Source organism: Saccharopolyspora sp. 6V (genome assembly GCF_020176785.1).
Taxonomy (GTDB): domain Bacteria; phylum Actinomycetota; class Actinomycetes; order Mycobacteriales; family Pseudonocardiaceae; genus Saccharopolyspora_C; species Saccharopolyspora_C gregorii.
Genome location: NZ_JAIUKB010000038.1, coordinates 13584 through 26715 on the forward strand (window position 1 = coordinate 13584; position 13132 = coordinate 26715).

Consider the following 13132-nt stretch of genomic DNA (forward strand, 5'->3'; position numbering starts at 1 on the left):
GGTCCGAGCCGCGGCGCGGCACGCACGGCACCCGGTACCGGCGGGCCGGCCGTCCCCGGCCCCGTGCTCGCCGTCGGGCACGGGCGGGGAACCGCCGGACCGCAGGCAGGGACCTAGGCCCAGAACGCCCAGCCCTTCAGCATCCGGTGCGCGATGGACACGCTCGGCGGCAGCCGCAGGCCGGGGATGATGCCGTCCTCGGTGCGCATCGCGGCCTGCACGTCGGCCCGGGACACCCAGCGGGCCTCCTCGATCTCGCCGTCCGCGGGGCGCAGCGGCACCGCCGGGTCGGCGATCGCGGCGAAGCCCAGCATCAGCGAGCGGGGGAACGGCCACGGCTGGCTGCCGAGGTAGCGCACCTCGGTGGCCAGCACGCCGACCTCCTCCTGGACCTCGCGCCGCACGCAGGCCTCCAGGGACTCGCCGACCTCGACGAACCCGGCCAGCACCGAGAACCGCTCCGGCGGCCACACCGGCTGCCGCGCCAGCAGCACCTGGTCGGCGCCGTCGTGGACGAGGCAGATCACGGCCGGGTCGGTGCGCGGGTACTCCTCGCGGTCGCAACCGGAGCAGCGCCGCGCCCAACCCACCTTCACCCGGTTCGTGGCCGCGCCGCACACCGCGCAGTAGCGGGAGTGGTCGTGCCAGTTCAGCAGCCCGACGGCCGTGGTGAGCAGGCCCGCGTCGGTGTCGTCGAGCTGGGCGCCCGCGACCCGCAGGTCCTGCCAGCCCTCCTGCGCCCCGTCGCGCTCGGTGCGCAGCGCCCAGTAGGTGGTGTTGTCCTGCGCGCCGAGCAGCACCGCGCGCGGCGTGGGCTGCTCGCCGAACACCGCGGCGTCCTCGTAGACGAGCCGCCCGTCCGGTGCGATCTGGGCGCGTCCCTTGCCGTCGACCAGCAGCACCCTGCCCGCGGTCCACTGCTCGGCGGCCGGGCCGTCCCGCAGCAGCTCGGTGCGGTCCACCGTGGAGCGGGACAGCAGCGGCGCCGAGTCCAGCCGGAAGCCCGGGCCGTCGGAGACGGCGGCCGCGCACGTCCCGGTCACGGCAGCACCACCCCGCCCAGCGCCCGCAGCTGGTCGCCGATCTTCGCCGCGTCCCCGACCACCACGCCGGTGAACGAGGTCGGCGCGTACAGCTGCGCCGCCTCCGCGACCTGCTCCGCGGTGACCTCGCGCAGCCGGTCCGGGTGCGCGCTCAGCCAGCGGTGGTCCAACCCGCACGCGGCCAGCGTCGACAGCATCGACGCCAGGCCCGACTGGGAGGACGTCGAGGTCAGCAGGCCGCCGATGGCGTACTGCCGGGCCGATTCGACCTCGGCCGCCGTCGGCGGGACCAGCGCGAGGCGGCCGAACTCGTAGCGCATCTCCAGCAGCGCGGCCGCGGTGACCTCGCTGGCGGTGTCGGCGTCCACCAGGATCGTGCCGTTGCCGCGGGTGAACTCGAACGACGAGTGCGCACCGTAGGTGTAGCCCTTGTCCTCGCGGATGTTCTCCACCAGCCGCGAGGAGAAGTAGCCGCCGAAGCTGAGGTTCGCGATCTGCAGCGCCGGGTAGCGCTCGTCGGTGCGGTGCAGGCCCTGCGCGGACATCCGCAGCTGCGACTGCACCGCGCCGTCCCGGTGCACCAGCCGCACGTCGCCGCCCTGCAGCCGCGGCAGCGCGGGGAGCTCGGCGGCGGTGCCCGCCGCGTCCCACGGCGCGAGGATCCGCGTCACCTCGTCCACCACGGTGTCCGGGTCGATGTCGCCGACCAGCACCAGGGTGGCGCCGCGGGGCAGCACCGCGCGGGCGTGCAGCTCGCGCACGTCCTCCGGGCCGACCTGGCCGACGTCGGCGGCCTGCGGCACCTCGCGGACGAACGGGTGGTCGCCGTAGCGGTGCCGCTGCAGCTCCTCGCGGGCGATGACGCGCGGCTGCGAGCGGGCCACCGCGAGCCGCTCCACCAGGCGGTCCCGCTCCCCCGCGACCTCGTCGGCCGCGTAGGCGGCGCCGGTGAGCGCGTCGCCCAGCACCTCCAGCAGCGTGCCCAGCCCGCTGGACAGGGCGCTGCCGACGAAGCTGAGCCGCTCCGGGTCGACCACGGCGTGCAGTTCGCCGCCGACGGCCGCCAGGTCGGTGTCCACCTGGACCCGGTCCCGGGCGGCGGTGCCGGTCAGCACCGTCTCGGCCAGCACCTCGGCGCGCGCCGGGTGCATCGGGTCCTCGCCCGCGAACGGGATGCGCAGCCTGGCCTCGACCATCGGCACCACGCCGTGCCGGGCGGCGATCAGCCGCAGCCCGTTCGGCAGCTCGGTGTCGACCACGTCGGGGGTGCGCAGCGCGCGCGGCTCGCCCAGCGGCGGCAGCGGACGCGGGCCTGCCTCGGTGCGGCCGATCTCCTCGGCGCTGCGGTGGGTGGCCTGGGTCATGCCGCACCTCCTGCGGAGTTCGAGTCGGGCTGCACGCGCAGGGTGGCGCGCGCGTCCGGGGTGAGGGCCTTCGCGGCGGCGGCGACCTCGTCGGCACCGACCTCGGCGATGCGCCGCGGCAGCTCCGAGATCAGCTCGGCGCGGCCGTGGATCAGCTCGGCGCTGCCCAGGTCGAGGGTGCGGGAGATGACCCTGTCGTGTTCGCGGTGCAGCGAAGCGGCCCAGCGGGACGTCACCCGGGACAGCTCCTCCGCCGTCGGACCGCTCGCGGCGATCGACTCCAGCTCGGCGTCCACCGCGGCCACGACCCGCTCCGCGTCCACCTCGGGCGTGTGGATCGCGGTGAGGGTGAAGGTGTCCGGATCGCGGGCGTCCAGCGGCGCGCCCATCAGGCCGCAGCCCGCGTGCACGTCCACCACCAGCGGCTCCCGGTACACCATGCGCTGCTGCAAGCGGGACGCGTCGCCGTCGGTGAGCACCGCGGCCAGCACGATGTTCGCCAGGTACTGGTCCAGCTCCCCGACCGGGTCCGGCAGCCGGTGGCCCAGCGCGATCGCGGGCAGCGGCGCGTGCGGATCGGTGTGCACGCCGGTGAGCTGCTCGGTCGGGAACGGTTCGGCGAACGACGGGCGCGACCGCACCTCGCGGGCCGGGACGTCGCCGAAGTGCCGGTGCACCAGCTCCGTCGCGTGGTCCACGTCGAAGTCACCGGCGATGGTGAGCACCGCGTTCGCCGGCGCGTAGAAGGTGTCGAAGAACGCGGCGCAGTCGTCGACCGTCGCCTGCTCCAGGTCCGTGAAGTCGCCGTAGCCGTTGTGTGCGTTGGCGAAGGTGGAGTACAGCACCGGCGGCAGCAGGATCCACGGGAACCCGCCGTAGGGGCGGTTGAGGACGTTGAGCCGGATCTCCTCCTTCACCACGTCGACCTGGTTGCGCAGGTTCTCCTCGGTGAGCTTCGGCGCCCGCATCCGGTCGGCTTCCAGGAACAGCGCCCGCTCCAGGGCCGCCGACGGCAGCACCTGGAAGTAGTCGGTGTAGTCCTGGTGCGTCGAACCGTTGAACGTGCCGCCGGAGCCTTGCACGTGGCGGAAGTGCGCCAGTTTCTCCAGGCTCTCGCTGCCCTGGAACATGAGGTGCTCGAACAGGTGCGCGAAGCCGGTGCGGCCTTCCGGTTCGGAGCGGAAGCCCACGTCATAGTGCACGCTGACGCCCACGACGGGGGCTTGACCGGAGGCGCCCTGCGCCGAGTCCGGCGCGAGCACCACGCGTAGCCCGTTCGGCAGGGTGACGCGATGCAGTGGGGGTTCGACCATGCCTCGCAGCCTACGTGCGCTGGGTGACGCGCCGCGTACCCCCTTCGCTGCGCTGCGTGCCCGGCCCCGCTCCGCGGGACGCGCGCCGGGAGGCGCACCCGGCACCACCGACGCCGCAGGCCACGGGACCGCCGTACCCGGGCGCCCACCGCCGCGGCCGCACCCGTCGACGAGCGCGGACGACCACGCGCGGTGAGCACCGCGGGCCCGACGCTCAGCCGCGGACCTGGGCGACCAGGGCGTCCACTTCGCCGCCGATGGCGCGCGCGTCCGCCGGGAGGAGCGCCAGCACCTGCTCGCCCGAACTGCCGCGTTCCACCCGGTTCAGGTAGCGCCCGTCCGGTTCGAGGTTGTCGAACCAGGACACGACCTTCGACCGGTGCTTGCGGCCGTTGCGGTCCCGGAAGTTCGCGGCGAGCTGGCCGATGCGGTGGTGCGGGGCCCCGCCGATGGCCTCGTACAGCCGCACCTGCCGGTCACCCGTGCTGCCGCGTTCCTCGGCGACCGAGCGCAGCATGCTCGACCGGTCGAAGTCCTCCTGCTGCGGCGGCACCAGCGAGGTCGCCGGCACCCGCACCGGGCCCTGACCGCCGGGCCGCGCCGGGGGCAGCGTGCCCAGCAGCACCTGCGGCAGCGGCACGTTCTGGTGCACCTCGACGGTGAGCAGCCCGCCCCGGTTCGGGTCCTCGCTCGGGGCCTGCACCCCGAGCACCACCCGGTTCCCCTCGGTGAACGCGGCCAGCGCCCGCCAGCAGTGGTCCGCGCCGACCTGCGGGAACCAGATCGAATCGACCCACAGGAACGGGGTCGCGAGCACCTTCAGCGCCGCCGCGAGCGGCGGTGCGATCTCGTCGGCCACCGCCACGCCGCTCGCGTGCATCCGTTCCAGTTCGGGTTTCGCGATGCGGGTGAATTGCTCGGCGGTGTACCCGGCCGACCTGCTGGTCAACGGCAGCGTCAACCGTTCGATCCCCAGGTACTTGAGCGCCACGTCCAGGTGCACCGGAGGCAACTGCCACGAGCCCAAAGCGGTCACTGCGTTCTCTCCCCTGTGAAGTGCAGATACCAAGCCGCCGACCCCTGGCGGTGACCGATCGGCCCCCCGCGGCCGGTCGGCGTCGAATCACTCGCCCAGGACCGGCGGTGCGGTCTTGGGCATGTCGTTCATCCAGATGTCGTCGTGCTCCTCCAGCCACGACGGGCGCTCGTGCTCGGCGTCCTCGCCGCTCTGGCCGCGCTGACCGGCGCCACCCATGCCGCCGCCCATGCCACCGCGACCGGCACCCGCACCGCGCGCGCCACCGCCCGCGCCCGCGCCCGCACCGGCACCCGTTCCGCCGACACCCGCGCGGCCGCCCGCGCCGACGCCACTCGTGCCCGCACCGCGACCGGCACCGCCCCCCGCACCGAGGCCACCCGCGCCGCGGCCCGCGCCACCGGCTCCGGCGCCGCCCGCGCCGAGACCACCGATGGCACCGATGCCGCCACCTGCACCGGCACCACTGCCACCGGAACCGAGACCACCCGGGCCGCCGGGAACGCCACCGGCCCCGGGGCCGTACGCCGGCCCGGACCACTGGCTGCCGGACCCGGACGGCGAGCCCGGGTGGCTCCCGGCACCGCCGAAACCACCCGTTCCACCGGAGCCGTAGCCGCCGCCGGGCAGGCCGCCACCACCGATGCCACCACCGGTACCGCCGCCGATACCGCCACCACCGGTGCCGATACCACCACCGGTGCCGGGACCGACCCCGTTCGCGCCGGGACCGGTGCCCCAGTCCGTACCGGCCGGCTGCGTCGCCGCGGGCGGTTCCTTCGTCGAACCGTCCGGGCCGGTGTACTGCGGCATGTTCGAGTCGACCTGGGTGAGCGTCGGGCTGTAGACGCGGCCCATCGTCTCCTGCGCGGCCTTCTCCGCCTGCTCGCGCTCCTCCATCTGCCCGAGCGCGTCCAAGCCCGCACCCGCCGGACCGAACGGGATGGAGGCGGCGACACCGCGGCCGACGCTGTAGCCGTCCGGCTGGTCCACCATGTTCCGCGCCTGCCCGGCGGCCTCACCGGCGGCGTTCAAGTTGTTGCCGGTCACCTCGAAGGCGTCGGCGCTCGCCCGCATCCACTCCGAAGCGGGTTTGCCGACCTCCTTGGCGGTGTTCGCGGCCTCGCCCTCCCAGCCGCCCTCGACGATGCGCTGCACGTCCGTCGCGTAGTTCTCGCCGCGGCCGCGCAACTCCTTCGCGAACTCGATCCACACCTGGGCGACTTCGCCGACCTTGCCCTGGTCGATCGAGTCCTGGTTCGTCGAGTAGATCTGCGCGTGGTCGAAGCCGCCCCAGTTGACGCACTGCGTGATCGCCGGCTTGTCGAAGCCCTGCACGTCCATCCCGGCGTTCTGCTGGGCGAGCTGCGCCTGCTGCTGCTGGGCGATCCGGTTCGCCTCCTCGCTGTGCTCCTTGCGCTCCTTCTCAGCCGAGCTCTCGTATCCGAATACGCGCGAACCGGCGTTGTCGATCATGCTGATCAGGCCCATGATTCCCCCACATCATTCCGGAAGCCGCGACGCGGTCTGCTCGGCGATCTTCTCGATCTCCCCGCACGGGTCGGCGACGGAGTCGCGCATGTACCCGGAAAGCTGGTAGAGCACGATCCCACCACCAGCAGGCACGACGGTGATGCAGCCGCCGGTCCCCTCGCCACCGGCAACGATCAAGCGCGCCGAATCACGCCCTGCGATCTTGATCCGCGTGTATTCATCGTGCGCGCCCTTTTCAAGGCTATCGACGGTCTCATCTTCGTTCTTCTGAAGAGCGATGTCCATCTTTTTTCCATTCCAGGCACACCCGGGCTGGAAACTCACAAGCGTAAAGTCCTCGGCCTGCGTGGAGACGCCGTACGAAGTCAACTCGTCAGGCTTGAAGAACGTGCACGGATCGAAGTTCTCAAGATCTGCGCCCTTCGCGACCGGCGATGCCTCAGCAGGCTCAGCCTTGGCGCGAATCACTTCGGGGTCGCCCAACGCACACGAAGATAGCGCGAGCGGACCCACGCCGCCAAGTGCGGCGACCGCCACGGTCCGCCTCCACGCCCCTCCGCGAGCAGATCTTTCCGCCCCTAGGCTCCCCATCGCCTAATCCTTTCCATCATCGCGCCGCCCCAAATCATTCCGGCAAACGCGACGCGGTCTGATTTGCGATCTTCTCCATCTCGCCGCACGGGTCCGCGACCGAGTCGCGCATCGCCGCAGTCAGCTGGTACAACACGATCCCGTCGCCAGCCGACACGACCGTGACGCATCCCCCTTGGTCAGTGAATCCTGGTGCGATCATGCGAGCCGCGTCGCGGCCTGCGATCTTGATCCGCGTGTACTTGTCGTACGAGCCGCCCTTTTCGAGGCTCTCCACGGTCTCGTCAGCGTTCTTCTGAAGGGCGATGTCCATCTTCTCGCCATTCCACGCACATCCAGGCTGAAAGCTGACCAAGGTGAAATCTTCAGCCTGCGTCGAGACACCATAGGAGGTCAGCTCCTCGGGCTTGAAAAAGGTGCACGGGTCAAACCCCTCCAGCGCCGCCCCCCTCGAAGCCGAGGGGGGCGCCGATTCCGAGTCACCAGTCGAACCTCCAAGCGCACACCCGGAGAGACCGAGCAGAGAAACCCCCGCTACCAACGCGACAGAAGATCGGAAAAACTTGTTCACTACATACCTCGCCTGAGATCGTCGGCGTTCCGCTCGTCGGTAGCACGGTAATCACGGGCCGCAGCCCGAAATGCGTCCGCCTGCTTCTGCAACTCGTCTTGTAGTTCTCGGATCAGCTGGACGGCGCCGGATTGACTGTCCGTCGCCTTGTCCTCGAACCGCTTCGCCAGCTGCTGTCCATCGGGATAGTCGCCAAGTCCTTTGACGGTCGACAACGACTGCGCCTTGCGCAACAGGTTCGTCAGCGCGTCTCGCTCCTCTTCCACCCTCTTGGCCGCGTCTTCGGCGACCTGGGGGTCGAGGGCGAGCTTGCCCGCGCTGACCTGCTGGTTGATCGACTGGGTCTGGGCGCCGATCGCCTTCAGACCTTCCTTCGCCGCGGCGAAGCCGCCCGCCTCTGCGCTTGTCATCCCCAGGCCCCTCTGGACTCCGATGATCTCCCCAGTGAATGACGAACACTTTAGCGCGACGCCGCTCCGGTGGTCACTGGTTCGGGCGAACCGGGCGGCGACCGGTGCGCGGCGAAGCAGGTGCACAGCCGGTCCGCGAACGCGGGCAGCGCCGCCCGCAGGTGCGCCAGGTCGGCGACCGCTCCCCGCTCGCGGTACCAGTGCGCGACGGGCGCGTCGGCGGCGTCGAGGTCCGCCCACGCGGCCAGCCACCGCTCGACCTCGCCGAGCACCAGCGCGTACGGCAGCGCGCGGAAGCACGCCGCTTCCCGATCGGCGGCGGGGAAGGTGGCCACCGGAACCGAACTCAGGTGGGCCCGCAGACCTCGCAGCCGCCCGGCCAGCACGGCGCCCCGCGCGGTGCGGGCGGGCAACGAGCGGGAAGCGGCGGTCAGCACGAGCCCGCCGACCGCCACCGCGACGCCGATCAGCCCCAGCGGCCCGGTGAGCGCCAGCAGCACCGCGAGCAGCGCCCCGGCGAGCGCGATGCCGATCCCGCCCCACCAGAGCAGGTTCCGCGCCGCGTCGGGCCTGCGGGCGAACCAGCCTCGCGCGACGACCTCCGCGTAGAGCGCTTCCCGCACCGGAGCGAGGTCGCCGCGACCGAGCTCCCCGAGCGACACCTGATCGCGTTCACCCACCAGGAGGTCGTGGACGGCTCGCTCGTGATCGCGCAACGCGGCGTCCGGCGGGCTGCGGCGCACGATGCGCCAGTCCGCGGCCAGCTCCTCGATCCCCAGGTAGTTGCGCACCGCGAGGTCCACGACGGTGCCCGCGACGTCCACGAGCTCCGCCCGTTCGCCGAGGACGGTGCCGACGTGCCCGGGCAGCACCCCGTCCGGCGAGGTGAAGGTGGTCCCGGCTGCGGTCGTGGTCAGCACCTCGGCCGGCCCGGTCGCCGCGGCGGCGGTGCGGGCGTCCCGGCGGCGCAGGTGCCGCAGCGTCCCGAGCGCACCGATCAACAGCAGCCCGACCCCGGCCACGCCCGCGATGGCACCCGGGTGCGGCGAGAACGCGTGGGCCGGGTCGAAGGGCCGCTCCACGACGGCGTTCGACGGCACCGCCCCGCCCGGCACCCGGATCGACAGCACCAGCCGATCACCGGGTGCGAGGCCGAACTGGAGGGCCTGCACCTGCTGGGCGCGGCCGATCTCGTAGCGGTCGCAGCGCTCGTCGCCGCCGACCGGCCCGGCCAGGCAGGTGATGTCCCGCGGCACCTGCGGGGCGAGCAGCGAAGCCGAGATCCGGTCCACCGGCACGTCCCAGCCGCCGGAGAACTGCCAGCGGACCTCCTGCTCCGGCCCGTCGTCGGCGACGGCGCCGCGGACCGCGTACCGGAACGTCGCCTCGCCGGGCCGGAGGACGAGCCGCACCGCGTCCGGCCCGACCTGCACGTCTCCGCCGTCGAGCCGCACGTCGGCGAGGGAGAACACCCGGTCGCCGCCGTCGGCGGCGGGCTGCCGCAGCGGGATGGTGCGGTGCACCGGATTCCCGGCGGGGACGGCGATCCGCTCGGTGACGGTGAGCGCGCCGTCGCGCTCCAGCTTGGCCCGCACGTCGGTGGCGGCGGTGCCGGGCAGCACGTTCACCGGTTGCGCGGCGGCGGCCGGGGCGGCGGTGAGCAGCGCCGCGGCCAGCACCGCGACCGCGGCGAGCAGCGAGGTCGGCGAGGGTTTCCCACCCGGTCCCGAACGCGGTTCGCGAAACACGGCACGACCCTAGCTCCGCCTGGTTACCCTCGATCTCCGTCCGACCCGACGAGCCGAGGAGCCGACCGATGACCGGAAGCGCCGGTTCCGACCCGGATTCCGGGACCGCCACGGCCCACCGGACGGCACGCACCGCTCAGTCCACATCGGACAGACCCGGCCTGCCCCGAGCAGGCCTGCCGAGCTGCGCGCCGGTCCTGGGCGGCGCCGCCGGGCCGGCACCCGCGGATCCCGCGCGCCCGAACCCGGGCAGGCCGGTGCGCGCCGCCGCCGCGCCGCCACCTGCTCCGATGTGGAGCGATCAGCGCACGGGACCCGGTCCCGGCACCGCTAAGCTCGGTCCGCTCCAGTCGTCGGCGAAGCCGGGAGATCGGTCATGACGCAGCCACAGCCCCCGTGGGGTGAGCGCCCGGTGGGCCCGCCCCCGGCCGCGCAACCGCTGCCCCCGACCGAGTCCGGCGGCGCGCCGGGACCGCACTACCTCCCGCCGCAGCTGCCGCCCCCGCCGCAATCCGACGGGCAGCAGTGGTCCCGCCAGCAGTGGAACGCGCCCCGCCCGGACGAGCAGCAGTGGGGCGGACCGCAGTGGACGGGACAGCAGTGGAACGGGCAGCAGTGGAACGGGGCCCCGCCCTGGCATCGTCCCGGCGGTCACCCGCCCGCGCCGCCGCCTCCGCCGCGCAAGTCCCCGTGGGCGCTGGTGCTGGCCCTGGTGATCACCGCGTTGTTCCTCGTCGGCGTGGGCACGATCAGCGTGACCGCGCTCACCAAGCGCGACACCGCCGCCGACTACCCCGGCCCGGTGCACGAGACCGGGGACGGCTCGGCGAACGCGACGACCTCCGCGGCGCCGACCTCCGAGGCGACCAGCTCGGCCCCCACCAGCTCCACCGAGCCGAGCACGTCGGCCTCCGTCGACTCGACCCCGGCCCGCTCCGTCGCGACCCTCGGCGACAACCCGATCAACATCAACGGCAACGGCGCGGTGAACACCCCCTGCCCGCTGCCGCGGTTCGCCACCGACACGGCTTCGCAGTCGGCGTTCTACGAGGCGGCGCTGCCCTGCCTGATGGAGATGTGGACCCCGGCGCTGGAGGAGGCGAACCTGCCGGTGCGGATGCCGGACGTGGTCACCACCGACAGCACCGTCACCAGCCCCTGCGGCACCCGCACCTGGGACCAGACCGCGATGTACTGCCCGGGCAACAACACGATCTACATGACGGCCCGCTACTACGCCGACAAGGAGGGCCGCACCGAGCCGGGCGTGTTCCTCGGCCAGTTCGCGCACGAGTTCGGGCACGCGGTGCAGAGCATGAGCGGCATCAACGAGGCCTACACCCAGGCCACGTACGAGGCGAACGGCACCAGCCCGGCGGGCTTGGAGCTGACGCGGCGCTCCGAGCTGCAGGCCACCTGCTTCGGCGGCATGGCGCTGGCGTCGTTCCAGAACGGCGGGATGGACAACGACATCATCTTCGCGGCGCTGGCGGACGCCCGCGGCCGCGGCGACGAGTACAACCCGCAGCCCGACCACGGCAGCGTCGCCACCAACACCGCCTGGGTGGACCAGGGCTTCTACAAGAACCGCGTCACCGAGTGCAACACCTGGCTGGCCGACCCGGACCAGGTGGACTGACGTCCGCCCAAAACGCGCGCTGCTCAACTCTTCTTGCGCAGCGCTGGGGTGGCGGAACCTCAGCGGTCCCCTCGCTGCGGGATCGATTTCCCAAGTGGCTCCGCCACGAGGGAAATCGCTGTCCTCGCGAGAGGACCGCTGAGAACCCGCGGGTGGTCGGCCCGGGTGCGTGGTCGGCGGCTCAGCGGCTTCGCCGCTGACAGGAAACGGACACGACCCGCCGGGCAGGTTCAGGGACAGGCGATCAGCCGAGCGCTGGACATGCATCAGAAATCGATCCCGCAGCGAGGAAGCCGCTGAGGTTCCGCCACCCGACCCGCCTCGCAACCGAAGTGGAAAGACAGGTGATCAGCCGAGGGCTCGGGGTCTGGTGATGAGGAGGGCGTAGCCACCGCCCGCGATGGCGGCGAGGGTGCCGAGCACCCAGCTGGCCCGCGCGTGCAGCCCGCAGCCGTCGGCGCCCCCGCCGGGCCGGACGGCGCTGCCGTTCGCGGGGACCTGAACCTGCATGGTCTGGCCCTTGGTGTGCCCGCAGCCGTCCAGCCGCAGCTGCCGCGTCTCGCCGTCCACCCGCACTTCGACGAGGTCGCCTTCGGATTCCTTGCCGCACGGGGTGGATTCGAGCACGGTCGCGGTCGCCTGCTGCGCACCGCCGTCGGCCGAGCCGATGTTCGGCAGCCGCCACCAGGAGAACGCCACCACGACGATCCCGAGCAGGCCGAGCGCCACCAGGATCAGCGCCACCGATGCCGAACCGCCTCGTCGCCTCACACCGCAATGTTGCCAGAACTTCGGAAAAGGCCGTCACAGCCCGGCGTTCAGCGCCGGTGACCGGGTGTCACGACTCGGCGGGGGTGACCTTCTTGACGTAGAGCAGCCGGTCGCCGTCCTCGATGGCGTCGGCTTCGGGGGCGTCCACCCGGAACAGCCGACCGTCGCGGACCACGCCGAGGACGATGTCGGGCAGGTGCCGGGGCGAGCCGCCGACCTCCTGGGCTTCGACTTCCCGCTCCGCTATGGCGAGGCCGACGTCGGGGGTGAGGAGGTCTTCGAACATCTCCACCACGGACGGCGTGGTGGTGGCCATGCCGAGCAGCCGGCCCGCGGTCTCGCTGGAGACGACGACGGAGTCGGCGCCGGATTGGCGCAGCAGGTGCACGTTCTCCGCTTCCCGCACCGCGGCGACCAGCTGGGCCTTCGGCGCGAGTTCCCGGGCGGTGAGGGTGACGAGGACGGCGGTGTCGTCGCGGGCGGGCGCGACCACGATGGCGCGCGCCCGGGTGGCTCCCGCGACGCGCAGCACGTCGGAGCGGGTGCCGGATCCGTTGACGGTGACGAGTCCCAGCGAGGACGCCGTTTCCAGCGCCGCGTGATCGGTGTCCACGACGACGATCCGCTGCGGGTCGGCGCCGTCGCCGAGCAGCGCGGTGACCGCGGAACGGCCCTTCGTCCCGTACCCGATGACGACCACGTGGTCGCGCACCTTCGTCCTCCAGTGTTGGATCTTGAACGCTTGCCGGGATCGTTCGGTGAGCACTTCGAGCGTGGTGCCGACCAGCACGATCAGGAACAGCACCCGCAGCGGGGTGATGACGAGGACGTTGACCAGCCGGGCGAGCGGGCTGACCGGGGTGATGTCCCCGTAACCGGTGGTCGACAGCGACACCGTCGCGTAGTAGACCACGTCGAGCAGGCTCAGCTCGCCGCCCGCGGTGTCCCGGTAGCCGTCGCGGCCGACGTAGACGATGGCGACGGTGGCGGCGAGCGCGAGGGTGGCGCCGATGATGCGGCGCACGATGGACCGCACCGGGCTGATCGCGGCCTCCGGCATCCGGATCACGCCGACGAGCGTGTGGTCCGGGCGGTCGGTGAGCCGCTCGGTGATCGGGAGGCGCATCCGGCCGCTGATCAGGTGGCTGGCAC

The 13132-nt window shown here is 72.6% G+C and carries 12 protein-coding genes; 1 reads left to right on the forward strand and 11 read right to left on the reverse strand.

What is annotated here, in order from left to right; translation table 11 throughout:
• Positions 1 to 113: 113 nt before the first annotated feature.
• From nudC to LCD35_RS08765, 9 genes are all read right to left on the reverse strand, one after another.
• Entirely contained in the window at positions 114 to 1043 is a 930-nt protein-coding gene (nudC, locus tag LCD35_RS08725; RefSeq protein WP_225044021.1) for an NAD(+) diphosphatase, read from the reverse strand.
• Positions 1040 to 2407 carry a pitrilysin family protein gene (locus tag LCD35_RS08730; protein WP_224955982.1) on the reverse strand — a complete coding sequence of 456 codons (1368 nt, stop codon included), beginning with the start codon at positions 2405 to 2407 and terminating at the stop codon, positions 1040 to 1042. Before LCD35_RS08730 ends, nudC begins: the two co-directional genes overlap by 4 nt.
• Entirely contained in the window at positions 2404 to 3720 is a 1317-nt protein-coding gene (locus LCD35_RS08735; RefSeq protein ID WP_224955983.1) for a pitrilysin family protein, read from the reverse strand. The genes LCD35_RS08730 and LCD35_RS08735 overlap by 4 nt, the downstream gene beginning before the upstream one ends.
• A gap of 214 nt (positions 3721 to 3934) precedes the next feature.
• The gene (locus LCD35_RS08740) at positions 3935 to 4756 is read right to left on the reverse strand and encodes an ESX secretion-associated protein EspG (protein WP_224955984.1); all 822 of its coding nucleotides are present in this window, start codon (positions 4754 to 4756) and stop codon (positions 3935 to 3937) included.
• Between the two features lie 87 nt (positions 4757 to 4843).
• Positions 4844 to 6247 (reverse strand): hypothetical protein, encoded by a 1404-nt coding sequence (locus tag LCD35_RS08745; RefSeq protein WP_224966112.1) that lies wholly within the window; start codon positions 6245 to 6247, stop codon positions 4844 to 4846.
• 12 nt (positions 6248 to 6259) lie between these two features.
• On the reverse strand, positions 6260 to 6787 hold the full coding sequence (locus tag LCD35_RS08750) for a DUF3558 family protein (RefSeq protein ID WP_225044022.1): 528 nt from the start codon (positions 6785 to 6787) through the stop codon (positions 6260 to 6262).
• A gap of 88 nt (positions 6788 to 6875) precedes the next feature.
• Positions 6876 to 7412 (reverse strand): DUF3558 domain-containing protein, encoded by a 537-nt coding sequence (locus tag LCD35_RS08755; protein ID WP_225044023.1) that lies wholly within the window; start codon positions 7410 to 7412, stop codon positions 6876 to 6878.
• Positions 7412 to 7822 (reverse strand): hypothetical protein, encoded by a 411-nt coding sequence (locus LCD35_RS08760; RefSeq protein WP_225044024.1) that lies wholly within the window; start codon positions 7820 to 7822, stop codon positions 7412 to 7414. The genes LCD35_RS08755 and LCD35_RS08760 overlap by 1 nt, the downstream gene beginning before the upstream one ends.
• Before the next feature lie 50 nt (positions 7823 to 7872).
• Positions 7873 to 9570 carry a DUF2207 domain-containing protein gene (locus tag LCD35_RS08765; RefSeq protein WP_225044025.1) on the reverse strand — a complete coding sequence of 566 codons (1698 nt, stop codon included), beginning with the start codon at positions 9568 to 9570 and terminating at the stop codon, positions 7873 to 7875.
• Positions 9571 to 9946: 376 nt separating this feature from the next.
• Here LCD35_RS08765 and LCD35_RS08770 point away from each other — a divergent pair, with 376 nt between their 5' ends.
• Complete coding sequence (locus tag LCD35_RS08770; protein ID WP_224955987.1) at positions 9947 to 11209, forward strand: neutral zinc metallopeptidase; 1263 nt, start codon at positions 9947 to 9949, stop codon at positions 11207 to 11209.
• 348 nt (positions 11210 to 11557) lie between these two features.
• Here the strand turns inward: LCD35_RS08770 and LCD35_RS08775 are convergent, their stop codons facing one another.
• The gene (locus tag LCD35_RS08775; protein ID WP_225044026.1) at positions 11558 to 11980 is read right to left on the reverse strand and encodes a hypothetical protein; all 423 of its coding nucleotides are present in this window, start codon (positions 11978 to 11980) and stop codon (positions 11558 to 11560) included.
• Positions 11981 to 12047: 67 nt separating this feature from the next.
• Entirely contained in the window at positions 12048 to 13106 is a 1059-nt protein-coding gene (locus LCD35_RS08780) for a TrkA family potassium uptake protein (protein ID WP_224955989.1), read from the reverse strand.
• Positions 13107 to 13132: the final 26 nt, after the last annotated feature.

Excerpts from the sequence above, each read along its gene's own strand:
- LCD35_RS08760 (WP_225044024.1), bottom strand. The coding sequence starts at position 7,822 with ATGACAAGCGCAGAGGCGGGCGGCTTCGCCGCGGCGAAGGAAGGTCTG.
- LCD35_RS08735 (WP_224955983.1), bottom strand. The coding sequence starts at position 3,720 with ATGGTCGAACCCCCACTGCATCGCGTCACCCTGCCGAACGGGCTACGC.
- LCD35_RS08745 (WP_224966112.1), bottom strand. The coding sequence starts at position 6,247 with ATGGGCCTGATCAGCATGATCGACAACGCCGGTTCGCGCGTATTCGGA.
- LCD35_RS08730 (WP_224955982.1), bottom strand. The coding sequence starts at position 2,407 with ATGACCCAGGCCACCCACCGCAGCGCCGAGGAGATCGGCCGCACCGAG.
- LCD35_RS08780 (WP_224955989.1), bottom strand. The coding sequence starts at position 13,106 with ATGCGCCTCCCGATCACCGAGCGGCTCACCGACCGCCCGGACCACACG.
- LCD35_RS08770 (WP_224955987.1), top strand. The coding sequence starts at position 9,947 with ATGACGCAGCCACAGCCCCCGTGGGGTGAGCGCCCGGTGGGCCCGCCC.